This is a genomic window from Halopseudomonas sp. (genome assembly GCF_038130085.1).
In the GTDB taxonomy this organism is placed as follows: Bacteria; Pseudomonadota; Gammaproteobacteria; order Pseudomonadales; family Pseudomonadaceae; genus Halopseudomonas.
Genome location: NZ_JAYPMU010000002.1, coordinates 102,875 through 125,653 on the forward strand (window position 1 = coordinate 102,875; position 22,779 = coordinate 125,653).

Consider the following 22,779-nt stretch of genomic DNA (forward strand, 5'->3'; position numbering starts at 1 on the left):
ACGGACCTGATGAATGTCTTGAGAAACTGGCTGGGAGCGATACTGATCTGTTCGCTCTCTGTTCCCGCGGCAGCACAGGGGATACTGATCGTCGGAGATAGTATCAGTGCCGCTTTCGGTCTGGAAATCAGCGATGGCTGGGCAACCCTGCTGGAGCAGCGGTTGGCAGCCGAAAATAAGCCTTTGCCGGTACACAACGCATCGGTCAGTGGTGATACCACCGCTGGTGGTCTGGCCCGCTTGCCATCGCTGCTGGAGCAGCACGAGCCGGATCTGGTGATCCTCGAATTGGGTGGTAATGATGGCCTTCGTGGCCTGCCGCCGGATAATATGCAACAGAATCTTACTGCCATGGTCCAACGCTCGCGTGCGGCCGGGGCTGAAGTCATACTGCTGGGTATGCGCATTCCGCCAAATTACGGCGTTCGCTATACCCGGGCCTTCGAGCAGGTCTACCAAAATATCGCTGAACAGCAACAGGTGCCTCTGGTGCCTTTTCTGCTCGACGGGGTGGCTGGTCGAAGCGAGTTGATGCAAGCCGATGGCATTCATCCGAACGCGCTGGGGCAGCCGGGTATTCTTGAGAACGCCTGGCCGGTAATACGTGAATGGGTTCTGACGCAGCGGCCTGCTGCGATAAATGATTAAGGTGGAGCCCTGAATTGAGTGTGTCCTGGATGGCCAGACGCTGGTGTCTGGTGGAGCAGGATGAACAACGGGATCTGTTTGTGGCCGATCCTTGGCATGTTCATCTGGTTGATATCAATCTGCGCCTCGACGTTCCGCGAGAGCGCACCCTGTGTGGAGATCTGTTGCCGTCGTCACCGATCTACCGTGAACTGACTCGCAAGGATCTGCGTACCTTGTGCCCGGCCTGTGTCGATCTGGCCGAACAGGCGAGAGCCGCGGGGCGCCGTCCCGCCGCTGCACGCAGCAAGAGCGATCCGGCGCAAATGCAGCAGTTTGACTTGAATATGATGTTGAGTGGGAGCTGAGGAATGTTGAGCGTGTGTTCTCGACTGGGCAGGATCACAGCAGCGTTGCTGTTTGCGGGGCTGGGCATTTGCGCAGTTCAGGCAAATGACTACCCGTTGTCGTCAGCCGACCAGGATCTGATCGGCGAGGTCACGCGCCATCAGGCGCTTTATGAGGACACTTTTGCTGACCTCGGTAGTACCCGTGGCTTTGGTTATCTGGAGATGACTGCAGCGAACCCGGGTATTGACCCCTGGCTGCCGGGCGAGGGCGTGGAGATTGTTCTGCCTGGGCAGCATGTGCTGCCGGAAGGTGTGCGTGACGGGGTAGTGATCAACCTGCCGGAATTCAGGTTGTACTACTTCCATAAGGGTGAGGCTGTAGTTTCAACCTATCCGGTTGGTATCGGCCGCGAAGGGTGGTCGTCGCCGATCGGCGAGACGCGCATTCTGCGTAAGGAAGCAAACCCGTCCTGGTATCCTCCCAAGTCGATTCTCGAAGAGCATGCAGCCAATGGTGATCCGTTGCCGTCGGTGGTACCGCCGGGGCCGGATAACCCGATGGGGCCGTTCAAGATGAATCTGGCGCTCAGCGGCTACGTTATTCACGGCACCAACAAGAAGTTCGGCATTGGTACTCGGGTCAGCCATGGCTGCTTCCGGATGCGCAACGAAGACATCACTGAGTTGTTTCCGCAGGTCCCGATTGGCACTCCGGTGACCATCGTCAACCAGCCTTACAAACTGGGTGTTAAGGACGGGCTGCTGTATCTGGAAGTGCACACTGCGCTGGATGAGCATGGCATGCCGTCAACCCTGGACAAGCAGGCGGCAATTCAAAAGCTGCTGGCAGAGCAACATGACAAGGTGCAGGGGTTCAGGCTGGACTGGACGGCGATTCGGGATCTGGTTTACGCCGAGAGTGGTATTCCGGGAGTCATTGGAAAACCGATCCGGACCATGTGATCCGGATCGGCAAAGCAGGCCTTACTTCTGGCTGGCTTTCTCGAGCATGCGCAGGGCGCGCTCGTTGGCTTCGTCAGCAGTCATCTGGGCGCGCTGAGCGGCAGCCAGAGCTTCTTCAGCCTTGCGGTAAGCTTCGTCAGCACGGGCCTGGGCACTGGCAGTAGCGTTTTCGTTGGCGGCAACGCGAGCGCTCAGTTCCTTTTCCATGCTGTTGCTGCAGCCGGCGGCGATCAGAGCGGCCAGAGCTACGGCAGATACTTTCAGTGCAGTTTTCATAACTTTCCCCTTGTGTAAAAAGTCTTGCTTCAAAAACGTACTGCGAAAGACCGGTGTTACCTGAACAAGTTCCGCCGATTTTCTGCAGTACGTTCCTGATAGCGCTAGTAATAGTAGCAGTTGCATTGGCGTTTTGAAGTGGGCTACCAATAATTCTGTTACCAATGAACAACAATAAAGAGGTCTGATTCGGGCGTTGAGGGCTTTGTGGTGATTCTGGCGTGGGGTAATGTAGCCAGCGCAGTTAACTACAAGGATAAAAACAATGCTTGGAAATATCGGTCTTCTCGCCGGGGTGGCTTTGCTCATCTATCTGGCGCTTCGGGGGATCAACATCTTTATTGCGTCGCTGGTTTGCGCGCTGGTGGTGGCGCTCACCAACGGCATGCTGATTTCGCAGACGTTTCTCGAGTTCTATCCCTTCGGTCCGCTGGGGGCATTCTCCTTCGCTGGCAAATTCTTCCTGCTGTTCCTTTGTGGGGCTATCTTCGGCAAGGTCATGGCGACCAGTCAGGCTGCCAAGAGTATCGCGCTGGCCATTACCCGTGCCTTGGGTGTGCGTCACACGCTGCTGGTCGGCATGATTGTCTGTGCGCTGCTTACTTACGGCGGCGTTGTGGTGTTCGTCGTGGTCTTCACCATGTACCCGCTGGGCATCACCCTGATGCGCGAGGCTAATCTGCCCAAGCGTTTGTGGGCCGCCGCAACATCGGTGGGTGCAGGTACCTTCACCATGACTGCGTTGCCGGGCACACCCTCTATCCACAACGTTATTTCTGCCAGCTCGCTTGGCACTGATCTGTTTGCCGGTGGCTGGATTGGTATCTTCGCCGGTGCGCTGATGGCACTGCTTGGCATGTGGTACGTGGAGTGGCAGTGGAAGCTGGCGAGGGCGCGCGGTGAAGGCTTCGTGGAGAACGCACAGGATCAGCGCATGGAGCAGCTGATCGGCGATCCGAACGACGCGCCGGTCTGGTGGATGGCGATGATCCCGATGGTAGTCGTGCTTGGTTCAATTATGCTGCCGCGAGCGTTCCTCGGCATGGCTGACTGGTCTCAGAGCGACAGCGTGATTGCTCAGGTTCTGTTGTTCAGTGCCAAGCAGCCGATTATCTGGCCGAGTATTTCGCTGATTCTCGGCTCGCTGACCTGCGTGGTGCTGTTCCCGGCGCTGCGCCGCAAGGCAGCTCAGGCGTTCGGACAGGGTGCAGATGACTCCATCATGCCGCTGCTCAACACCGCGGCAGTGATCGGTTTTGGTGGTGTGGTGACCCAGACCGCCGGCTTTGGTCAGTTCGCGCACTGGATCATCAACGTTGACTTGCCGCCGCTGCTGTCGGTCTTTGCCTCGGTCAGCGTTGTGTCTGCGATTGTTGGCTCGTCCTCTGGCGGTCTGCAGATTTTCATGCAGGCGTTCGCTCCGCACTACATCGAGATGGGTGTAGACCCGGAGATCCTGCACCGTATCGCGGCAATCGCTTCGGGCGGTCTGGACTCGTTGCCACACTGCGGTGCGGTAATCGCGACCTTCATGATCATGGGGTTGACCCACAAGGAAGCCTACCGCGACCTGTTCGTGGTGACGGTTGCTGTGCCGGTCGTCTCCTGTCTTGCCGCTATCGGGCTGCTGATGGCCTTGGGCATGGGAATGGTTCCGGCGGCGTAATTCACTTTTTTTGAGACGGGCGGGGAAACATTCCGCCCGATCTCGGTCTATAGTGGATGACTCGTCGCTCGATCTTTTTCTGCCTGGGAGACAGACAATGAATATGAACGCGACCGTCCATCACGATAAGGAAGGGAAGCAGTTTTATATTGCATTGGATGGCATGAGGGCCTATCTGGCCTACATGGATCTGGGCAAGAAGACGTTGGATATCTATCGGACGTTCGTTCCGGATAGCTTGCGAGGCAAGGGATTGGCTGCACGTCTTACCGCTCATGCGCTAGCCTTCGCGCAGGAGCATGGATATACCGTGATTCCTTCTTGCTCCTATGTTGAACGTTATATGGACCGCAATGCGGTCGCCGCTGATTAGGCGTTCAACACGCTCCGATATAAAAAAACCGCCCAGTGGGCGGTTTTTTTATTGTCTCGCAGACTCAGCCTTGATTCAGGCGAGCCCGACGTGGGAGTACATCCTTGAGTTTGTTGCGCATGGAGCGCACGCTCTCAACGGTGGTTGCCCAGTCGATGCAGGCGTCGGTAACGGAGACGCCATACTGCAGTTGTGACAGGTCCTTCGGAATCGACTGATTGCCCCAGCCGATGTGGCTCTCAACCATCAGGCCGATGATCGAGTCGTTGCCTTCCAGGATCTGGTTGGCGACGTTGTCCATGACCAGCGGCTGCAGGCCCGGATCCTTGTTGGAGTTGGCGTGGCTGCAATCAACCATGATGTTCTTGCTGATGCCGGCCTTTTCCAGATCCTTTTCGCACAGGGCCACACTGACCGAATCGTAGTTGGGCTTGCCATTGCCGCCGCGCAGGACAACGTGACCGTACGGGTTGCCCTTGGTGGTCACAATGGATACCTGACCCTGCTGGTTGATACCCAGGAAACGGTGTGGGCTAGAAACTGATTGCAGGGCATTGATGGCGACAGACAAGCCGCCATCGGTGCCGTTCTTGAAGCCGACAGCGGAAGACAGGCCGGACGACATTTCGCGGTGGGTCTGCGATTCGGTGGTACGGGCGCCAATGGCCGACCAGGAGATCAGATCCTGCAGGTATTGCGGGGATATCGGATCGAGCGCTTCGGTCGCAGTCGGCAGACCCATTTCAGTCAGGTCACGCAGGAGCTGACGGCCGATCTGCAAGCCATCCTGAATCTTGAAGGAGTCATCCAGGTAGGGGTCGTTGATCAGGCCTTTCCAGCCAACCGTGGTGCGCGGCTTTTCGAAGTACACGCGCATGACCAGATACAGGGTGTCGCTGACTTCCGCAGCCAGTTCTTTCAGGCGCGCGGCGTAATCTTTGGCGGCTTCTACGTCGTGGATAGAGCAGGGGCCAATGACGATGAACAGGCGGTGGTCCTTGCCATCGAGAATGTCACGAATAACCTGGCGGCTTTCCACCACGGTCGCCTGTGCTGCCTCACTGAGCGGAATCTTTGCCTTCAGTTGCTCAGGCGTGATCAGAATCTCGTTGGAGGTAACGTTCAAGTCATCAATAGGTAAATCAGCCATCAGTCATCCCGGAATGTGGTGCTTGCCACTGCATTGCGGCGCATTTTGAGTGCCACACAGCTTAATCAAGCTTGCCGCCTTAGGCTACCCCGCCAATAGCCTATTACCCTGAAAAACAAAATAAATTGGCTTTGCTGCTGGGCTCGGCTTGCATGTCTGCATTGGCGGCACTGCGCAGCTGGTGTTGGTGGTTGATCCGCTACGGTGAATGGTGAGGCATTCGGTCGCAGGTTTGTCGTGTTGTTGACTGTCTCGTTCGGCGTTGGCGGATTACCATGCGCAGATACCAATAACACATCATCCAAATGAGGGTTGTATGAGTCAGAGTCATCTGAAGATCGGGATCATTGGTACCGGCGCTATCGGTGGTTTTTACGGCGCAATGCTGGCCAATGGCGGTAATGACGTGCACTTCCTGCTGCGTAGCGAGTATGACGCGGTAAAAGAGAAAGGCATCACCATCGACAGTCTGGTCAACCCCACTTTGCATGTGCATCCGGTTCAGGCCTACAAGGATGCGGCAGATATGCCCGAGTGCGACTGGATTCTGGTCGGCGCCAAGTCTACCGCGGGCAACCTCGGCGAGATCATTGCCAAGGCAGGCAAGCCTGACGCCAAGGTTGTGCTGCTGCAAAACGGTCTGAACAACGAGGATCACCTGCGTCCGTTCCTGCCTGACACCATGCACTTGATCGGCGGTCTTTGCTACGTCTGCCTGTTCCGCGAGGGGCCGGGTCTGGTCAAGCATCAGTCCAACGGCATGATCGACCTTGGTTATCACTCTGGCCCCGCCACTTCCAAGGAAGAACAGCAGGCTCTCCTGCAGGAAGGTGCTGCACTGCTGGAATCCGGTAATATTCCGAGCCGTCTGCTGCCCGGCGTTGACGAAGCACGCTGGCAGAAACTGATCTGGAACGCTCCCTTTAACGGCATCTCCGTCGTGCTGAATGCGGGCACGCAGGAGCTGATCGCCAATCCGGCCAGCCGCAAGCTGATCACTGAAATGATGGAAGAAGTGATCGCCACGGCACGCGCTCGCGGTGTGGGCATCCCGGATGGCGTGATCGAGTACATGTTCGCGGGCACCAAAGCAATGCCGGATTACCACCCGAGCATGTACCACGACTGGTTGCACAAGCGCCCGATGGAGCTGGACGCGCTTTATGGTGAGCTTCTGCGTCTGGGTGCAGAGGCGGGTTGCAGCTTGCCGAAAATCGAGGCAATGTTGGACCAGCTGCAGTTCATTCAGGCTCGCTACCTGCCCAACGAATAAGGACTTCCCATGCCCAGCCTGCTCGGAGATAAACTGGTTATCGCCATTTCCTCCAGAGCGCTGTTTGATCTGGACGAAAGCCATCAGGTTTTCGAGCAGGAAGGGTTGGAAGCCTATCGTCAGTACCAGATCGCCCGGGAAGACATTCCGTTGGAACCGGGCGAAGCTTTTCCGTTGGTGCAGAAGCTACTGCGCATCAACAACCTTCTTGAAGGTGACAGCCGCGTTGAGGTGGTACTGATCTCGCGTAATAGTGCTGACACCGGTCTGCGAGTATTCAACTCTATTCAGCACTATGGCCTGGGTATCACCCGTGCGGCTTTTGCTGGCGGTCGCAGCCCCTTCACCTATATCCCCGCGTTCGGCTGCCAACTGTTCCTGTCTACCCATGCCGAGGATGTGCGGGCTACGCTGGAGGCCGGTTTTGCTGCGGCGACCATCTTTCCGGCAAAGCGCAGTCGCGAGCAGCGTGACGAGCTGCGTATTGCGTTCGATGGTGACGCGGTGCTGTTTTCTGATGAGTCAGAACAGGTGTTTCAGCGCGAAGGACTGGCGGCTTTTCAGGCGAGCGAACAGGCTGCTGCCCGCGAGCCGCTGGGTGGTGGGCCGTTCAAGGCCTTTTTGGCGGCGCTCAACCGAATCCAGACCGAGTTTGCCGAAGAGCAATGCCCGATTCGTACTGCATTGTTTACCGCCCGCAGCGCGCCAGCGCATGAACGGGTCATCCGCACCCTGCGTGAGTGGAATATTCGTCTCGATGAGTCACTGTTTCTCGGCGGTCTCGACAAGTCCCAATTTCTCCAGGCATTTGGCGCAGATCTGTTTTTCGACGATCAGGAAGGCCACTGTCGTAGGGCTGTCGATGTAGTACCAACCGGCCACGTCCCGCACGGTATCAGCAACCTGAAATCCTCCTCTTCCGTCTGAATTCGGAGCGCTTTTTGCCGCCGGTCGGTTCGTCCGGTGCTATTTCGTATGCGTTCTGGAATTTATGGACTAACCTAGCAGTCATAAAAGCCTGTCTGGTTATAAGCGTGTCATCCGATCTCAGGCTATGCGCCGGAGTCGCAAGGGGAAGATATTCATGAAACTGCAGCAACTGCGCTACATCTGGGAAGTAGCTCACCACGACCTGAACGTGTCGGCAACCGCTCAGAGTCTGTACACCTCACAACCCGGGATCAGTAAGCAGATCCGCCTGCTCGAGGATGAGTTGGGGGTTGAGGTTTTCTCCCGCAGTGGTAAGCATTTGACCCGGATTACCCCGGCAGGTGAGCGGATCATTGAGACCGCTGGCGAGATTCTGCGCAAAGTCGACAGCATCAAGCAGATCGCGCAGGAGTTCAGCAACGAGCGCAAGGGAACACTCACGCTGGCCACCACGCATACCCAGGCTCGTTACGCGCTGCCGCCGATCATCCAGAAGTTCATCAAAAATTACCCTGACGTGTCGTTGCACATGCACCAAGGCACGCCGATGCAGATCTGTGAAATGACGGTCGATGGCACAGCCGATTTCGCTATCGCAACCGAAGCGCTCGAGTTGTTTGCCGATCTGGTGATGATGCCGTGCTATCGCTGGAATCGCTGTGTCATCGTGCCTAAAGGCCATCCTTTGGCCAGCGGCGGTGAGCTGACCTTGGAAGCGCTGGCCGAATGGCCGCTGGTAACCTATGTCTTCGGCTTTACCGGGCGCTCGAAGCTTGATGAAGCGTTCAGCAACCGTGGTCTGTCACCCAAGGTTGTGTTTACTGCAGCCGATGCCGATGTAATCAAAACCTACGTGCGGCTGGGGCTCGGCGTGGGCATTGTGGCGCACATGGCAATTGACCCGGAGCAGGATCCAGACCTTGAGGTGATTGATGCCAGTCGGCTGTTTGAGTCGAGTATCACCAAGATTGGCTTCCGCCGTGGGACCTTTCTGCGCGGTTACATGTACGAGTTTATCGAGGCATTTGCGCCACACCTTACCCGCGACATGATTGATCGGGCATTGCAATGCAGCAGCAAGATTGAACTGGAAGCGTTGTTCGAGGGCGTGGAGCTGCCGGTACACTGACCGGGAGTTGGATCGCTGTAAAAAGCCGGCGCAGAATCATCTGCGCCGGCTTTTTTTCAGGATTTGGCGATCAGGTTGCTGCCGTGCAGGCCGCATTCCTTTTTGGTTGCTTCTTCCCACCACCAGCGACCTTCGCGTTCGTGCTGATTCGGCAGGACCGGGCGGGTGCAGGGTTCGCAGCCGATGCTGATGAAACCGCGCTCGTGCAGTGGGTTGTACGGAATCTCCAGCATGCGGATGTAGTTCCAGACGTCCTCACTGCTGTAGTTTGCCAGTGGATTGAACTTCACCAGCGGGTGCTCTGGCGTAGAGAAACCACTGTCCAGTTGCACGACCGGCACATCAGCGCGGGTCGGGCTCTGATCCTTGCGCTGGCCGGTAATCCAGGCATCGACCGTAGCTAGTTTGCGGCGCAGCGGGGCAATCTTGCGTACGCCACAGCACTCGCCGTGACCGCTTTCGTAAAAGTCGAACAGGCCTTTTTCGCGTACGTAGGCTTCGAGCTGCTGGTGGTCTGGCGACAGGACTTCGAGCTGGAGGCTGTAATGCTTGCGCACCTGCTCCAGGAAGCGATAAGTCTCGACGTGCAGTCGGCCGGTGTCGAGGGTGAAGACCTTGATGTTCGGGTTGATCTTCCAGGCCATGTCCAGCACGACGATGTCGTCGGCGCCGCTGAACGACAGCCAGAGGTTGTCGAAGTTGGCGAAGGCCAGTTCGAGAATCTGCTGAGGGGATTTGCCAGCGTAGTCAGTAGCCAGCTGGTCGATGTCAAAATTGCTCATGGATATCAGGCTCTCTATCCGGCGGTGGATCGGTGCGCCACCGTTCTGTGACGGGCAGTCTAGCAAAGGGCGCCTTAGTCCATCCTCTTTTATTTAGTTATAGTTTTATGCGTTTTTTGACTTAAGAAAATACGCTCACGCCGCCTTGTGATTGCGCCGCGACCCGCTTGCCGGTAGATTGTGCGCCAGTCTCATATGTGAATCTCAGGAGTGTCGTGTGGAAATCGCTTGCCTTGACCTGGAAGGGGTACTGGTCCCCGAAATCTGGATTGCCTTTGCCGAGAAAACCGGCATTGAGGAGCTCAAGGCAACCACCCGTGACATTCCCGACTATGACGTGCTTATGAAGCAGCGTCTGTCGATCCTGGACAAGCACGGTCTTAAACTGTCCGATATTCAGGAAGTGATCGCCACTCTGAAGCCGCTCGATGGCGCAGTGGAGTTTGTTGACTGGTTGCGCGAGCGTTTCCAGGTCGTGATTCTGTCTGACACCTTCTACGAGTTTTCCCAGCCGTTGATGCGTCAGCTGGGTTTCCCGACGCTACTCTGTCACCGCCTGATCACCGACGAGACTGACCGCGTTGTGGATTACCAGCTGCGCCAGAAAGATCCCAAGCGTCAGTCGGTCATTGCACTGAAGAGCCTGTATTACCGCATCATCGCGGCAGGTGACTCCTACAACGACACTACCATGCTCTCCGAGGCCCATGCCGGCATCCTGTTCCACGCGCCGGACAATGTCATCCGTGAGTTCCCGCAGTTCCCGGCGGTGCACACCTACGAAGATCTGAAAAAGGCATTTATCGCGGCATCCAACCGCGAACTGTCACTTTGATCTGTCTGCCCCCGACGGCGTTGCTGTCGGGGGTAATCCCCTCCAGACCGATGCTGGCCACCAGCTCCGTCTCCGTTCTCTGAAACTATGCAGTAGCGCTTCGACACTCGAATTGCGCTGTTCAGGCTCAAATGCCAGCGCTTTGCGCAGTTCTCGCCATACTGTCGTCGGCATTTCTCCGGGCTTTTGCAGCGTTTTCTCCTGCTGCATCCGCAGCGCTTGCCGTGCGGTCAATCGACTGAATGGATGATGCCCGCTGGCCAGTTCATAAAGCACGCAGGCTAAGGCGTACAGATCGCTTGCAGGGCTCAGTTCGCCGCCGTCCAGCAGTTCCAGCGCAGCGTAGCGAGGCGTCCACGCCGCCAACCTTCGGCTGAGCCGCGGCAGCCCCCGCAGACTGCCTGCACAGGCCTGACCAAGTCCGAAGTCGAACAGGCGCAGGCCGCTCTCTGCCAGCATGACATTGCCCGGCTTGAGGTCGCCGTGCAGCACCCCCGCATTGTGGGCATGCGCAAGCGCTGGGAGTAGCGCCAGGCCGAGCGGTTTGAGCTTTTGCCAGGGCAAGCCATGCGGGTGCTCGAGGATTACCTGATCAAGTGTTGGACCGTTCAGTAGCTCCAGGGTCAGAAAGGCGCGCTGAGATGCCGGGTCAACATGGTAGCTGTAGGGGCGGATGACATGGGGGTGATGTAACCGGCAGGTAAGAGCGTACTCGCTGAACAGCAGCGCGTTGGCGTCCGGGTGTGCGGCAAAATTGTCGTTCAGCATCTTCAGGGCTATGCAGGGCTGCGGGTCACGAAACTGTTCCCGCAGCAGGTCGCGCACCTGATATACGGCGCCCATGCCACCGATCCCGAGCAGGCGCTCGATACGATAACGATTGCTTAATAGTGTCGGCATTGGCGCAGGGCGCCGTTCAGTTGAGCTAGCGGGCATTGCTCAGCTCCGGTACAGCGCTGACGACGACTGCACTCAAGTTGTCTGGGGCCGGCCCGCGCATCGCGTTTTTTACCAGCCGGGCTGCGGCGTTGGCCGAACGCCCTCGCTTGAGTTCTTCAATCAACTGCGCTGGTGTCAGTTGCCGATAGAGGCCATCGCTGCATAACAGCAGCACGTCGCCGGCCTGAATCGCGAAGCTGGTGCTGTCCAAGCGCAGCTGCTCATGCGCGCCAATCGCTCGCGTCAGAGCGTACGCGCCGGGGTGTTTGGCCGCGCGTTCAGCGCCCATTCTGCCGGCGGTGATCAGGTGCTGAAACAACGAGTGGTCTCGGGTCAGCAGGTGCAGATGATTCTGCCGCCAGAGATAGCAGCGGCTGTCTCCTGCCCAAATACAGGTTGCGCGTCCAGCTCCGGCAATTAGCGCAACCACGGTGCTGCCTACCGGTCCCGGCGGCTGGCCAGCTACCCTGGTGACATCGGTACTGAGCCGGCGGTTTATCTGATTGAGCGCCTGACGCACGCGCCGCTGGTTTTGCTCCAGAGTGTCGTTCATCTCCAAAGCGTTGAGAGTGTCGACAATCAGGCGGCTGGCGAGCGCGCCGTTGTGATGTCCGCCCATTCCGTCAGCGACTGCCCAAAGTCCTGCATCCGGGCGCGCGAGGATCGCGTCTTCGTTGTGCTGGCGTCGTTTTCCCGGGTGGGAGAAATAGCTGCTGGACCAGTTCATCACAGTCGGGCAGGTAGTTTGAAACTCGCCAGCAGACCCGGTTCGAATGGGTTTGGTGCGCGCTGGCTGTGCAACAGATATTGTGCGCGCATGCCGCCAATGCTCGCCCGTAACTGAATAGCGTCGCGCTGCGCCGGTTGTTCTATCGTCAGTTGGTCGAGTAGACGAAAAAGAGACCAGGTGCCCTGGCTCTGTTGCAGACTCATGCGTCGGCCGCCCAGGTCCTCAAGCGTCAGGGTTATGCGGCTTTCGTTTAGCGTCGCAGGCCAACTGAAGGCAACCGGCACAATAGGGCCGTGGCGGTACTCAAGTTGCTGGTTTCCGTAGTCAAAGCTGGAGCGGCCGAGGCTGGCATCGAGAGAGTAGGGTTCAAGGCGAAACCCGATGGAGGGTGAGAATGGATCTGCTGCAAAGAAGCTGCTGTGAATTGTGCTTGCCCTGTTAAGTTGGCTCAGCAGCTGGGCCGAAAGTGGCAGGGCTCTGCCATCGAGCAGGCGCAGCCGGTATCCCGCGCCTGTGCTGATCAAAAAGGGCTCGAGGTACTGGCTGGTAAAGCGCTGCAGGGTACCTTCGCGCTGGAAGAAACGGCCAAAGTCGTCGAGTTCGACATCTCTCGCACTCTCTGGATTGAACGGGTAGTAGTCAGCTAACGCATCCTTGTAGGGGCGATAGACTTCGTGCCGGTAACGGCCGTTTACGTATTCAGCTGAGGCTCTAAGGACGCTCTGCCAGCTCTGGTCGGCAAGCTGTATTACCCAGAGCTGGAGCGGTGCAGGCAACTGCGTGGCGCTGTTGCGCGCGGCACTGATTGCGTCATGATGTCTCTGCATCCGTGCGCCAGCCATTCTGAATGCGAGCAGGTCACGGGTACTCGCGTCGTCAAGTTGAGCGAGCTGGAGTTGCAGGGCACCGATACTTTCCAGGGCCATGGCTAACGCCGGTTGGGGTTTGGCTGCATCGTCGAGCAATCGGTGAAGGTGGGAGAAGTGCTGTTGCAGGGCCTGTTTGCCAGGGCTGGGGGCAGCATCCGTGTCGTCTACCAGGCGCGTGTGCAGCCTTATCTGCTCCAGCAGCGCGAGCAACGGAGAATCAGCAGATGACAGTGCTGCCAGGTCGTTACGTGCCTCATAGCCTGCGACCTTTTGCAGCTGCAGGCTGGCAAGTGCACGGGTCCAATGCTCCGCGTAGTCTTGAAAATAGATCGCTTCGAGCTCCGCCAGCACGGTATGTCCCGCTTGATCATGCGCGGACCTGCCGCTACCGAGGACCCAGTCGTCGGCCAGCAGCTCCCTGATCAGTCCGGGTCCTTTGGTCTCGAGCAGGCGTTCGTAACCGGCCCTGGAATAGAAGCCGGGGATTTCCACCGGCCGCGCTGCGAGTAGCTGATGGTGACGCCCGAGCTGCGTGTCCAGTCGGTAGGCAGGTATCGAACGGGATTGCTCCAGCAGCAGTCGGTAGCAAAGCTGGGCGAGTGGCTCGTGCAGCAACAGCGTTCGCGTCTCGGCAATCAACGGCTGATTGAGTGTGGAGGGGGGCAGTGGTTCTGCGAGCAACCGTTCGAAATGCCCGTTAAGACTTGCTCTGACATCCGGTTGATCAGGGTAGCGTCTCTCCCATTCATTGCGCATCCAGTCATGCAGGTAGGCTGGGTCCAGGCGGTCAGGGAGCGCCAGCATCAGGTAGGCTCGCAGGTGGCCGAGCAGTTGTTGGCGATCGTCGAGATCGGTACGCAGACGGTACTCTAGCTGTCGAGCCACGAGCGGAAGCAAGAAGGCCTGCAGGCCTTCTGCATAGGTTCGCTCCACCACCGGCAGGGTCATCGCCGACTGCTCAAGGCCAAGGTATTGCAGGACCTCACCTGCATCAGATTGTTGCGGAATGAGAGTGGCTGCGTAGCGGGTATCGAGCTGTTGCAGTAGCGGCTCGATGCGCGTGTGTGCGTGGACACGCACTGCGTCACGGGCAAAGTGCTGCCCCAGTTGTGCTAGCTGCTGCAGTTGTTCGGCCTCGCGGTCGTATCGTAATGACCATGCCAGGGTGGAGAGTGCGATGCAGGTGGTCGCAGTAGCGACTGTCAGCCTGCGGCTGGCGCGCTGTCGCTTGCGGTGTTCGTCGGTGAGGGTGACGCTGTCTGCTCGCTCGGCGATAGTGCTGCCGAGTAACTGATTGATAAATGCTGCGGGAGTACGAACGCTGTTTAGCGTGGCGGTCAGCGCAATGTCGTGCTGGTTCCCGGCAACGGTCAAGTAAATACCCAGCAGCCGGCTACCTTGCTGGTAGGTATTGCCGTGAAATGCGTTAGACAAGAAACCACGCAGCGGCGCCTCCAGTCTTGCCAATTGGTAGGGGAGGTCATAGAGCCGGCCACGACGAATGCTGTCGGGTTCTAGCTGCGTGCGACAGAGTATCTGGCGGTTCAATTGCGCCAGCAGAGGTGCCAGAGCATCAGGGCTTTCTGCTTTTGTCGCTGCAGCATTTGGCAGGCCTACGCCGAAGGGCTGCTGTCGCTGAGCAGGGGGTAGCTGCTGGTATAGCTCCGTTATGCCCGGTACCAGATCCGCTTTGCTCAGCAGCAGGTAAACGGGTATATCCAGCCCCAGAGTTTGGCGCAGGTCGCTCAGCGCGCGGCGATAGCGGCGGGCTAACTGGTCCAGCTCCAAGTGGTTGGGCTCGGTCAACAGGTCTACGGGTAGCAGCAGCACAAGGGCACTGATCGCAGGTGCGCGGCGTTGGCGAAGCAGGTCAAGCAGTGCAACCCACCCGGGTGTCGTTAGCGTTTGATCGGCCTCTGGCAGGCAATCTCCGGAGGTCTCAAGCCAGCTGCATTGTCCCAAACCATGCCACTCTAGCGGGCTGGAGCCATACTCGGATGGCGGTGCGGTCGAGGTGGTGCGATGTTCCGGCAGTTGTGCGCTGGCCAACAGGCTGCTCTTGCCTGAGCCGGCCGAGCCAAGCAGCAGGAACCATGGTTGGCGATTCTGCTGTCGGCGGCCGATTCCTATATCAGCCAGCCGTTGTTGGTGTAACTGAAAGCGCTGCTCTAGGGCGACACGCGTGTTGATAATCTCGGTGTTGGGCTTGCTCTCACCGGACAGGGCTCTTTTTTGCTTCTGGTAAACGAACACGCGCCAGCTCAGCCACGGCAGCAGCAGGAGCGCTATGGTCAGTATTCGACTGCCGACGCTAGCCCAGAGTGCCATGCCGTCGATGGTGATACTGGGGCCGAGGAACCAGATTGTGCCTGCAAGCGTAAGCAACACCATTAGCAGCCAAGTGGCTGGTCTGCGCAGCAGCTCTCCGAGGCGGCGACGAAAAGGCTTCATTGGTCTGCTCCAGGGCTGTTTGCGTCGGTAACACTGCTGCTCAGGTACGGCTGTAGCGCCGCATTGCGGTGTTGCTCAAGCTGGTGGGTGAAGGTCATGAACAGGACCGCCAGACAACTGGCGGTGGCCGCTCCAATCAACCAACGCGATGTCGGTCTGGGCAGGATGTCGGGCCTGCTTTGGTCGCATGCTGGCGCCAGCGTCATGTCTGGTACACCGCGGTGCTGTTGCAATGCGCTATGCAGCCGCTTGCGAATACGCTCGAGTTCAGCCTGACCATGTGGTTGCAGGCGGTAGCGGCCCTCAAAGCCCAGGGATAGGCACACCAGCATCAGCTCCAACAGGTCGAGGTGCTGCACGGTATCTTGCGACAGGCGTGTGAGTAGCAGGAAGAACCGCTCGCCGCCAAAGGTTTCCTGATGAAAGACGCTCAGCATGCTGTAATTTGACCAATCACTTTCATTGCCCCAGCGAGTCGCGAGAACGGCTTCGTCCAGCGCCGTACAAAGAACATAGCGCGCGGCCTGGCGATTGGCGGCGGTCAGGCCCAGTGTCAGGCAGTGCTGGTCGAACTGCTGTATGCCGGCTTGCAGGGTTACGCGCAAAATATCGGCAGGCTCGTGTTCGATATGCGGATCTCTCAGGTGCACCAGTTCGGACAGGAGAGGCGCTGCAGCGGTGAGCATCGGGTTTTGATGGGTTTGGTCTGGCAGCCAGGGAGCGTCGTTAACACGGCCGACGGGTGACGGTTGGCGTTCAATGGCATCGGTCAGCGGGAGTCTAGCGTTCCAGACTTCATCTCCGGCCACGATCACGGTGCGGTCATCACTTGGGTAATGGGCGGGTTGCATGAAAGTCAGTCTCTGATGGCCCAGAGGGCCAGTTGCAGATCAGGCAGGTCGCCAGCGGCATGGAAGGCGATGCCCCCAGAATGGGTCAGCTGCGCACGCTCATCGCCGCTTGGTTCAAGAGCGAAGTAGCAATGATCACGGTGGTAAGGCAGCTGTCTGGGGGCGACCGGTAGTGGCACGAGCGGTATTCCGGGCAGGTGCAGGTTGACCAGTTGGCGGATATGCTCGACTGCCCCAACCTTGAGGTGATTGGGCAGGCGACTGCGCAACTCCTCGCTGCTGCAAGCGGCTTTGGCAGCGAGTACCAAGCGCGCAGCGTCGATCAGATCCGGGTCGCTGATTGGCGCCACACGCACACCGTACTGTCGCTGCTGCAGCGGTAACTCAATGGCGTGTTGCTCAAGTACGTTCGACAGAGCCTGGCGCAGGGCCTGCATAAGCGCTGCGAAGCTTTGGCTCTGGGTCGCGTGATGATAGTGCAGGTCGCGCGGAGGGCGTCTGGTTTCCGCGCTGAATGTAGCTAGCTCCCCCTGCAGCGCGAGCATGATGGAAAAAAGCTGGTGGGCGGGCGTATGGCTGCTCTGTTGGTGGTGCCTCAAGATGGCTTCATAGCGATTGATTAATTGCAGGCTGAGCAGGTCTCCGAGTTCTGCGCCGGCCGCCTTGCCGCGCGCGCACAGGCGCTCGGCCAGCGTGTCGGCGCGCTGGCGCAGCAGGCTCAGAACCTCCTGCAGGCAGCGTTTCAGATATGGGCTGCGCTGACAGTGGATGAAGGTCGCCGGGAAACGCTCATCCAGGCTGGCGGCGCCGTCTGAGCTGGTTTCGCGGATAGTGCAGACTCTGAGTCGGACCAGACCGCCCGTTTGGGCATCGGCGTCCAGTTGCAGGCGGAAGTTCGGTTTCGCGCAGAGCAGCGTTGCGCCCAGATCGCCACGCCCCGTGTTGTCGCGCGTCTCCTGCTCGGTGGCGGTGTAGCGCGCCAGTGAGCTGTCATGGTCCGGATTGATGATCTCTGTGTGGTTGCCCGTCTGTAGTGGCAGGGTGAGGTAAACGTCGGTACTGGACTGACTGACGGGAAGGTCCAGTGCGATGGGCGTGATATCGCTATTTAGTTGAAAGCGGCTGCCGTCCGGTAGCAGGCCGGAGGCTTTACTGACGACCAATTTTCCCATCGCTAGAAACTGCTCGTCGATCTCGAGATTCTCAAAGCCCCAGGCGTCCGCATGCAGCCCTTGTACGCTGAGAATGAGCTGCTGCTCGTGGTATCTGTCCTGCTGCTGGAAGTGCTGCGGGCGCAGAAGCATGCCCTCGTGCCAGACAATTTTCAGTGCCTCCATCTCAGGGCGCTCCGGTGCTGTTGACAGCCATTACGCCGTTGGCATCGAGCAATAATTGAGCTGAGTTCTTCTGGCGCTGCTGAAGGTCTATGGTGACGCGCCACTGGGTATGGGCAAGATCGCGATAGCTTGCGACTACACCGAGGTATCGGGTCTGCGGCTGCAAGGCCAGCTTTAGCGCGAGCTGTTCGCCGGGGCGCAGGTCCAGCTCTTCTGTCGCCAGCAGATCGGGCGCCAGCAGTTGTACGGGGCGCTGTTGCAGGGCGAAATAGTCGGCTTGCTCAAACGCCGTTGCGTGACTGAGTTCGATCAGTTGCAGCACCAGAGGCGATGGACGGCCCTGCAGGTCCGGATTGAGCTGTGCGGATGCACTTAGGCTCAGGTCCAGTTTCGTAAGGTCTGAGTAGGGCGACAGCAGGCTGCATGCGCTGAGCAGTTGGCAGCTCAGAACAACAAAGGTGATGCGTGATAGCGACATGAGTTTATCCGAGCGGCGGGTGAAGTGAGTCAAGAAGACGTGCCTGTTCTTGGTAAGCGGTGTTGAATGCGTGACGGTAGCGTTGCTGCACAAGCTCTGGTCGATGGGAATAGATTCCGCAGAGCGCACGCCAACGTGCACCATCGGTGCGCAATGCACTCAGTGATGCGGTGAGCTGATGCGGTGCGAGTAGGTGCGGCAGGCGCTCGGTGCAGTGTTGGCTGGCCTGTTGCATTGCCAGTGTTTGCGCGCGCAAGCGGTTGCCGACGCTGCGTAATATGTCGGTGGCGTCGTCACCTTGCTGCAGCAACTGCGCCAGCCAGGCTTCTGGCGAATCATTGCGGCACCATGGGTGAGCTGGTGCGCTGTGTTCGAGCTGGGTATCCAGCTGGTGTTGGTTGCGCAGGCATTGCAGCAGCTCCCCAAGGAGCGCCCGCAGCAGGGATGCTGATCGCAGTGCGTGCTGGCGGGCTTGATCGGGGGAGGCGCAGTCCAGCCCCAGTCGTTGGCAGATTTGTTCTGCCAAATCATCGGCCGGAGGTGGCGGCGGAAATGGTCGGCTGGTTGTCTGCCGCGGCAGGCGCACATGCTGTGATTCGATATGGTTGTGATCGCTTTCGGTAGCGAACGCGTTGTCCGGGGGCGCGTGGAGCAGCTCGTCGCCAGCAGGATGCAGGAGCTGCAGCAGTGCGTCGCCGGTGGAGCCGGTGGGGTTATCAGTGAGGTTCAGGAAGGCGTCGTCGGGAATCGGGTTCGGTGCCGGTGCCGCTGTGCCGTGCAGTCTTGCGCGGATTTCGAATTCCCCCATGTGGTAGATCTCACCATGTTCAATTTGAACTGGCTGCCCTTTGGGCAGGGGCTGGCCGCCTTTCTTGCGGGTGATGCCATTACTGCTGAGGTCGGTCAGGTGGTAGCGCTGTTGCTCAAAGCTCACCTGTGCATGTTGACCTGACAGGATGCGCGACGGATCTTCCAGCACCCAGTCGCAACGGCTGCTGCGGCCGATGATGCCGCCGGCAGCCTTGAAGGTGCGGTTAAGGGATGGTGCATCGTGCTGGCGGGGCGGATGTATGACCTCAAGTGTCAATTCCATTCGCGGCGCTCCACGGCAGGCTGCGCGAGCTGGGTATCTAGCTGGCGATACTGTTCATCATCGAAGCGCAGGTTGCCGCCGCATCCGCCAAGCAGGCAGAGCAGCGAGAGCAGCAGGGCTCGATAAAAAGGAGGTCTGTACGGCATGGCAAATCCATTGCAGGTTCGGCGCGAGTCGTCCTGATTCGCGTTTTACTCAAACTGGCAAGGTTTGTTCCATTTAAATAAAGTTCAATAAAATCAGTTTGTTAAAGCTTTTATTTGTCGTTCTTTCAGGTGTTTGTGATAGGTGTCTCGCCAGAGTGTGCAAGAGATGGCGCAGCGCTGGTAAAAATGGCGCAGGAGAAGGGGATCAGTCAGTCTGAGCTGCGAGGCTGTAGGTTCCGGTTGCATGAGCGACGAGTTGTTGCTCGCTCCCAGCACTGAACAAGTCGACGGCACACACAGCCTGGCGGCCTGTGCGCTTCATCCAGGTTGCGCGGGCATACAGGTCCACCGGTGCTGGTCGCGAGAGGAAATGGATGTTGAGGTTGCTGGTTACTGCCATTTCCTGGCGGCCGAGACTGGCAAAAATGAGCGCGTACATGGCCGCATCGGCCAGCGCCATCATTGTTGGGCCTGACAGAGTGCCGCCGGGGCGAACCAGGCGAGAATTGAACGGGATGCAGGTTAGGGCGTTTTCAGCATCACTGCTGACGACGCGCAGATCCAGATCTTCTGCCTGAGGGACGCCGCCGCGAATCAGGTTTTGTATTTCTTGGGAGGACAGCATGAAGGGCTCTCTTGTTACAGAGCCCTCATGTTTATCGACAGACCGGAATGGGGCAAGCGGCTTCGCTGCCAATCTCAGTGGCATTTTCCTGCTGCTCCGCCGCGCAAGTACGAACCTGTGCTGCAGCTTCGCTGCAACCCATTGCTTCCATGCCGGTCGCCAGGTTGTTCCAGCCTGCCTGGTACTCAGGGAAGCGCCTCACCAGTTCGCTGAAATGGTCGACGGCTTCGCTTTGACGGCCATCGTTCCAGGCAATGTTGCCAAGCCCAAGCAGTGGCGCTGGCTGATCGGTCCAGCGCTCGCTGGCCTGTCGATAGGCGGCTTCGGCGCTGGCAGTCTGGCCAACCTGCTCAAGGTCTGCGGCCGCTTTCAGGTAGCGCAGCGGCTCGGCAGTTGCTGGCAGGGTCCCCGCCGGCATGGCGACGACTGCCCAGTTATCGGCACGTTGCCAGGTGCGCAGGAACAGCCAAAACGGTTCCCGTTGGCGGGCGTTCAGCCCTGAATGAAGGATCAGGTCCTGCGTGTTGAGGTCGTAGCCAACTACCACGGCATAGTGCCATTGCGGGTACCAGCCGAAGGCAAGGTTTTGCATGACAAGCACCGCATTGCCCGCGTCAACTTCGCGCAGAATGGCTTTCAGCTCTGGTGCGAGCGGGTAGACCAGCAGACCTTGCTCCCGGGCAGCCGCGACCATTTCTACTTGCAGGCTGCCCTTGCGTTCAGGCAGGTACACGCGATCTTTCAGTTGTTCTGGTGCAACTGCGATATTGCGTTGCCCCAGCAGCATAGACAGTGCAGCAGGGCCGCATTGGTACTCATCCTGAGCATGAAACGGGAGGTTGGTCAGCAGCCGGTTGGGTGGCAGGTCGTCCGGAATGCTTTGGGGTGAGGTAGGGGTAAGCCCGGCACAGGCTGACAGCAGTGCTGTCAGCCCGAGTGCCAAGGCCAGGCGAATGGCCCTGTACATGATGTCAGTTTACGCAGTTGACGAAGCTGTAGACGTTGGTCGCGCAAAGCATGTCGGTGATGATGAAGATCACCAGGAACAGGACGATGATGCCAACCACGCCAGCACCTGCCGGTGCCTCGTCGAGCTGGCTGTTGAATTGAGCCAGTTCGTCAGCCGTCAGACTGTCGATACGCTTTTCCACCTGATCCTGGGTCACTCCCATGCTCGCCAATTTGTCCTGCACTGCCTTGTCGTCAAGCATGCTTTTCAGTTCGGCGCGGTCGACGCTGAGCTGCTGCTGGGCGACGGCTTCGCTGGTGCCGATCATGGCTGCCTGGGCCTGGATGCTGGCCATGGAAGTCAGCATGAACAGGGCGGTGAGCAGGATGGAAAGGTAACGCTTTGTTGTTCGCATAAAGGTCATCGGGGCATTCCTCAGTCTGTTGGGGCTTCCCTGCTTGGAAGCTATTAACCACGATAGGTGGCTATGGACTTTGCGCAAGAAGCGCTCCCTATAACCGACTCATACGACCTGTATAGGTTCCAATATGCCATTGTCGCTGTGATCTGGTTCACGGCCCGTCAGATGCCGAGCTTGTCGCGCATCTGGTAATACCAGGCGCCCACCGCGGTGAACGGAATTCGGAACAGGCGGCCGCCCGGGAAGGGATAGTGCGGCAGGGCGGCAAAGGCATCAAACCGTTCTGCCTGACCTCGCAGTGCCTCGGCGAGGACGCGGCCAGCGACATGGGTAAAGGTGACGCCGTGACCACTGCAGCCTTGGGAGTAATAGATGTTGTTGCCGATGCGCCCCATTTGCGGAAGGCGCGACAGGGTCAGCAGGAAGTTACCGGTCCAGGCATAGTCGATCTTCACATCTTTGAGCTGCGGGAAGGTCTTGATCAGGTTGGGGCGAATCAGCGCCTCAATGTTGCTTGGGTCGCGAGCGCCATAGACAACGCCGCCACCAAAGATCAGGCGTTTATCGCCAGACAGGCGATAGTAGTCGAGCAGGTAGGCGCAGTCTTCGACGCAATAGTCTTGCGGCAGCAGTGAGGCAGCCATCTCGTCCGACAGCGGCTCGGTGGTCACTACCTGGGTACCACAGGGCATGGATTTGGCCGCCAGTTGTGGCAGCAAGTCACCGAGATAGGCGTTGCCTGCCACGATCACGAAGCGCGCTTTGACCTGGCCCTGGGCAGTATGTACGACCGGGTGTTCGCCTTGCTCAACTCGAGTAACCGGCGACAGTTCGTGGATGACGCCGCCCAACGATTCGAACGCAGCTGCTTCGCCCAGCACCAGGTTCAAGGGGTGAATGTGGCCGCCGCTCATGTCGAGCATGCCGCCGACGTAGATGTCGGTATTGACGACTTCGCGAATGCGCTGGCTGTCGAGCATCTCCAGTTGGGTATGGCCGTAGCGCTCCCAGAGCTTCTTCTGCGATTCCAGGTGCTGCATGTGCTTGCTGTTGAATGCAGCAAAGACGCCGCCGTCTTTCAGATCACACTGGATGTCGTACTTGGCGACGCGCTCGCGGATGATGCGTCCGCCCTCGAAGGCCATCTCGCCCAGCAGTCGGGCTTGCTGGGCGCCAAGGGTACGCTCGATGACGTCGATATCGCGGCTGTAGCTGTTGACGATCTGGCCGCCGTTGCGGCCCGAGGCGCCAAAGCCGACTTTCACGGCCTCCAGAACGGTGACCTTGAAGCCTTGCTCAGCCAGATGCAGGGCGGCAGAAATACCGGTAAACCCGGCGCCGATGATGCAGACATCGGTTTCGTGGCTGCCTTGCAGCGCTGGGCGCTCAGGAGCGGGGTTGGCAGAGGCAGCGTAGTAGGAGGTTGTGTGTTGGGTCTCAGCCATGAGGGCACCTGTGCGAATGTTGTTGAAAATATTTGACAATATTCGCCGATGCTACCCGTTGGGATGCTCTATTGCTATAGGGTGATCAAAA

General features: G+C 58.6%; 24 protein-coding genes. 9 read left to right on the forward strand and 15 right to left on the reverse strand.

All coding sequences use genetic code 11. The features are described 5' to 3' along the window. Positions 1–9 precede the first annotated feature (9 nt). From AAFM31_RS02000 to AAFM31_RS02010, 3 genes are read left to right on the forward strand one after another with little or no spacing between them, the layout of a single operon-like run. A complete protein-coding gene (locus tag AAFM31_RS02000) occupies positions 10–648 on the forward strand; it encodes an arylesterase (RefSeq protein WP_341706222.1) in 639 nt (212 codons plus the stop codon). A 14-nt stretch (positions 649–662) separates the two neighbouring features. Further along, the gene (locus AAFM31_RS02005) at positions 663–995 is read left to right on the forward strand and encodes a hypothetical protein (RefSeq protein WP_341706223.1); all 333 of its coding nucleotides are present in this window, start codon (positions 663–665) and stop codon (positions 993–995) included. 12 nt (positions 996–1,007) lie between these two features. Further along, positions 1,008–1,940: a L,D-transpeptidase family protein gene (locus AAFM31_RS02010; RefSeq protein WP_341706224.1), complete on the forward strand. Its 933-nt coding sequence runs from the start codon at positions 1,008–1,010 to the stop codon at positions 1,938–1,940. Positions 1,941–1,961: 21 nt separating this feature from the next. On the opposite strand, the gene AAFM31_RS02015 is transcribed toward AAFM31_RS02010, so the two are convergent. Then, positions 1,962–2,216 carry an Lpp/OprI family alanine-zipper lipoprotein gene (locus AAFM31_RS02015; protein ID WP_341706225.1) on the reverse strand — a complete coding sequence of 85 codons (255 nt, stop codon included), beginning with the start codon at positions 2,214–2,216 and terminating at the stop codon, positions 1,962–1,964. 265 nt (positions 2,217–2,481) lie between these two features. Here AAFM31_RS02015 and AAFM31_RS02020 point away from each other — a divergent pair, with 265 nt between their 5' ends. Both AAFM31_RS02020 and AAFM31_RS02025 read left to right on the forward strand, forming a co-directional pair. Continuing rightward, on the forward strand, positions 2,482–3,882 hold the full coding sequence (locus tag AAFM31_RS02020; protein WP_341706226.1) for a GntP family permease: 1,401 nt from the start codon (positions 2,482–2,484) through the stop codon (positions 3,880–3,882). A 97-nt stretch (positions 3,883–3,979) separates the two neighbouring features. After that, positions 3,980–4,255 (forward strand): GNAT family N-acetyltransferase, encoded by a 276-nt coding sequence (locus tag AAFM31_RS02025; protein ID WP_341706227.1) that lies wholly within the window; start codon positions 3,980–3,982, stop codon positions 4,253–4,255. A 64-nt stretch (positions 4,256–4,319) separates the two neighbouring features. Here the strand turns inward: AAFM31_RS02025 and AAFM31_RS02030 are convergent, their stop codons facing one another. Continuing rightward, positions 4,320–5,405: a 3-deoxy-7-phosphoheptulonate synthase gene (locus AAFM31_RS02030; RefSeq protein ID WP_341706228.1), complete on the reverse strand. Its 1,086-nt coding sequence runs from the start codon at positions 5,403–5,405 to the stop codon at positions 4,320–4,322. 316 nt (positions 5,406–5,721) lie between these two features. Here AAFM31_RS02030 and AAFM31_RS02035 point away from each other — a divergent pair, with 316 nt between their 5' ends. From AAFM31_RS02035 to cysB, 3 genes are all read left to right on the forward strand, one after another. Continuing rightward, positions 5,722–6,678, forward strand: a complete 957-nt coding sequence (locus tag AAFM31_RS02035; RefSeq protein WP_341706229.1) for a putative 2-dehydropantoate 2-reductase — start codon at positions 5,722–5,724, stop codon at positions 6,676–6,678. A 9-nt stretch (positions 6,679–6,687) separates the two neighbouring features. Beyond that, positions 6,688–7,605, forward strand: a complete 918-nt coding sequence (locus tag AAFM31_RS02040; RefSeq protein WP_341706230.1) for a 5'-nucleotidase — start codon at positions 6,688–6,690, stop codon at positions 7,603–7,605. Positions 7,606–7,762: 157 nt separating this feature from the next. After that, positions 7,763–8,737 carry an HTH-type transcriptional regulator CysB gene (gene cysB / locus AAFM31_RS02045; RefSeq protein ID WP_341706231.1) on the forward strand — a complete coding sequence of 325 codons (975 nt, stop codon included), beginning with the start codon at positions 7,763–7,765 and terminating at the stop codon, positions 8,735–8,737. A gap of 56 nt (positions 8,738–8,793) precedes the next feature. Here the strand turns inward: cysB and AAFM31_RS02050 are convergent, their stop codons facing one another. Next, complete coding sequence (locus AAFM31_RS02050) at positions 8,794–9,519, reverse strand: phosphoadenylyl-sulfate reductase (protein ID WP_341706232.1); 726 nt, start codon at positions 9,517–9,519, stop codon at positions 8,794–8,796. Positions 9,520–9,736: 217 nt separating this feature from the next. Here AAFM31_RS02050 and thrH point away from each other — a divergent pair, with 217 nt between their 5' ends. Continuing rightward, complete coding sequence (gene thrH / locus AAFM31_RS02055) at positions 9,737–10,354, forward strand: bifunctional phosphoserine phosphatase/homoserine phosphotransferase ThrH (RefSeq protein WP_341706233.1); 618 nt, start codon at positions 9,737–9,739, stop codon at positions 10,352–10,354. On the opposite strand, the gene AAFM31_RS02060 is transcribed toward thrH, so the two are convergent. The 12 genes from AAFM31_RS02060 to AAFM31_RS02115 all read right to left on the reverse strand — a co-directional run bounded on the left by AAFM31_RS02060 (position 10,346) and on the right by AAFM31_RS02115 (position 22,688). Next, complete coding sequence (locus AAFM31_RS02060) at positions 10,346–11,290, reverse strand: serine/threonine-protein kinase (RefSeq protein WP_371833000.1); 945 nt, start codon at positions 11,288–11,290, stop codon at positions 10,346–10,348. The genes thrH and AAFM31_RS02060 overlap by 9 nt on opposite strands. Beyond that, a complete protein-coding gene (locus AAFM31_RS02065; protein ID WP_341706235.1) occupies positions 11,280–12,020 on the reverse strand; it encodes a PP2C family serine/threonine-protein phosphatase in 741 nt (246 codons plus the stop codon). Before AAFM31_RS02065 ends, AAFM31_RS02060 begins: the two co-directional genes overlap by 11 nt. Beyond that, on the reverse strand, positions 12,020–15,343 hold the full coding sequence (gene tssM, locus AAFM31_RS02070; RefSeq protein WP_341706236.1) for a type VI secretion system membrane subunit TssM: 3,324 nt from the start codon (positions 15,341–15,343) through the stop codon (positions 12,020–12,022). The genes AAFM31_RS02065 and tssM overlap by 1 nt, the downstream gene beginning before the upstream one ends. Then, entirely contained in the window at positions 15,340–16,194 is an 855-nt protein-coding gene (gene icmH, locus AAFM31_RS02075) for a type IVB secretion system protein IcmH/DotU (RefSeq protein ID WP_341706237.1), read from the reverse strand. The genes tssM and icmH overlap by 4 nt, the downstream gene beginning before the upstream one ends. Before the next feature lie 5 nt (positions 16,195–16,199). Beyond that, positions 16,200–17,531 (reverse strand): type VI secretion system baseplate subunit TssK, encoded by a 1,332-nt coding sequence (tssK, locus tag AAFM31_RS02080; protein ID WP_341706238.1) that lies wholly within the window; start codon positions 17,529–17,531, stop codon positions 16,200–16,202. 1 nt (position 17,532) lies between these two features. After that, on the reverse strand, positions 17,533–18,009 hold the full coding sequence (tssJ, locus tag AAFM31_RS02085; protein ID WP_341706239.1) for a type VI secretion system lipoprotein TssJ: 477 nt from the start codon (positions 18,007–18,009) through the stop codon (positions 17,533–17,535). Between the two features lie 4 nt (positions 18,010–18,013). After that, positions 18,014–19,102, reverse strand: a complete 1,089-nt coding sequence (locus AAFM31_RS02090; RefSeq protein ID WP_341706240.1) for an FHA domain-containing protein — start codon at positions 19,100–19,102, stop codon at positions 18,014–18,016. Further along, positions 19,093–19,248, reverse strand: coding sequence for a type VI secretion protein (locus AAFM31_RS02095; protein WP_341706241.1), 156 nt, complete (start codon positions 19,246–19,248; stop codon positions 19,093–19,095). Before AAFM31_RS02095 ends, AAFM31_RS02090 begins: the two co-directional genes overlap by 10 nt. Before the next feature lie 205 nt (positions 19,249–19,453). Further along, positions 19,454–19,870 carry a PaaI family thioesterase gene (locus tag AAFM31_RS02100; protein WP_341706397.1) on the reverse strand — a complete coding sequence of 139 codons (417 nt, stop codon included), beginning with the start codon at positions 19,868–19,870 and terminating at the stop codon, positions 19,454–19,456. A 34-nt stretch (positions 19,871–19,904) separates the two neighbouring features. Beyond that, the gene (locus tag AAFM31_RS02105; protein WP_341706242.1) at positions 19,905–20,840 is read right to left on the reverse strand and encodes a PA2778 family cysteine peptidase; all 936 of its coding nucleotides are present in this window, start codon (positions 20,838–20,840) and stop codon (positions 19,905–19,907) included. A 4-nt stretch (positions 20,841–20,844) separates the two neighbouring features. Continuing rightward, positions 20,845–21,237, reverse strand: coding sequence for a PA2779 family protein (locus AAFM31_RS02110; RefSeq protein WP_341706398.1), 393 nt, complete (start codon positions 21,235–21,237; stop codon positions 20,845–20,847). Between the two features lie 167 nt (positions 21,238–21,404). Continuing rightward, on the reverse strand, positions 21,405–22,688 hold the full coding sequence (locus AAFM31_RS02115; RefSeq protein ID WP_341706243.1) for an FAD-binding oxidoreductase: 1,284 nt from the start codon (positions 22,686–22,688) through the stop codon (positions 21,405–21,407). Between the last annotated feature and the right edge of the window lie 91 nt (positions 22,689–22,779).

Coding starts and splice junctions, on each gene's coding strand:
- AAFM31_RS02060 (WP_371833000.1), bottom strand. CDS start 11,290: ATGCCCGCTAGCTCAACTGAACGGCGCCCTGCGCCAATGCCGACACTA.
- tssM (WP_341706236.1), bottom strand. CDS start 15,343: ATGAAGCCTTTTCGTCGCCGCCTCGGAGAGCTGCTGCGCAGACCAGCC.
- AAFM31_RS02065 (WP_341706235.1), bottom strand. CDS start 12,020: ATGAACTGGTCCAGCAGCTATTTCTCCCACCCGGGAAAACGACGCCAG.
- AAFM31_RS02015 (WP_341706225.1), bottom strand. CDS start 2,216: ATGAAAACTGCACTGAAAGTATCTGCCGTAGCTCTGGCCGCTCTGATC.
- tssK (WP_341706238.1), bottom strand. CDS start 17,531: ATGGAGGCACTGAAAATTGTCTGGCACGAGGGCATGCTTCTGCGCCCG.
- cysB (WP_341706231.1), top strand. CDS start 7,763: ATGAAACTGCAGCAACTGCGCTACATCTGGGAAGTAGCTCACCACGAC.
- tssJ (WP_341706239.1), bottom strand. CDS start 18,009: ATGTCGCTATCACGCATCACCTTTGTTGTTCTGAGCTGCCAACTGCTC.
- AAFM31_RS02115 (WP_341706243.1), bottom strand. CDS start 22,688: ATGGCTGAGACCCAACACACAACCTCCTACTACGCTGCCTCTGCCAAC.
- AAFM31_RS02090 (WP_341706240.1), bottom strand. CDS start 19,102: ATGGAATTGACACTTGAGGTCATACATCCGCCCCGCCAGCACGATGCA.
- AAFM31_RS02030 (WP_341706228.1), bottom strand. CDS start 5,405: ATGGCTGATTTACCTATTGATGACTTGAACGTTACCTCCAACGAGATT.
- AAFM31_RS02035 (WP_341706229.1), top strand. CDS start 5,722: ATGAGTCAGAGTCATCTGAAGATCGGGATCATTGGTACCGGCGCTATC.
- AAFM31_RS02025 (WP_341706227.1), top strand. CDS start 3,980: ATGAATATGAACGCGACCGTCCATCACGATAAGGAAGGGAAGCAGTTT.
- AAFM31_RS02105 (WP_341706242.1), bottom strand. CDS start 20,840: ATGTACAGGGCCATTCGCCTGGCCTTGGCACTCGGGCTGACAGCACTG.
- AAFM31_RS02020 (WP_341706226.1), top strand. CDS start 2,482: ATGCTTGGAAATATCGGTCTTCTCGCCGGGGTGGCTTTGCTCATCTAT.
- AAFM31_RS02095 (WP_341706241.1), bottom strand. CDS start 19,248: ATGCCGTACAGACCTCCTTTTTATCGAGCCCTGCTGCTCTCGCTGCTC.
- AAFM31_RS02050 (WP_341706232.1), bottom strand. CDS start 9,519: ATGAGCAATTTTGACATCGACCAGCTGGCTACTGACTACGCTGGCAAA.
- AAFM31_RS02040 (WP_341706230.1), top strand. CDS start 6,688: ATGCCCAGCCTGCTCGGAGATAAACTGGTTATCGCCATTTCCTCCAGA.
- AAFM31_RS02000 (WP_341706222.1), top strand. CDS start 10: ATGAATGTCTTGAGAAACTGGCTGGGAGCGATACTGATCTGTTCGCTC.
- icmH (WP_341706237.1), bottom strand. CDS start 16,194: ATGCAACCCGCCCATTACCCAAGTGATGACCGCACCGTGATCGTGGCC.
- AAFM31_RS02110 (WP_341706398.1), bottom strand. CDS start 21,237: ATGCGAACAACAAAGCGTTACCTTTCCATCCTGCTCACCGCCCTGTTC.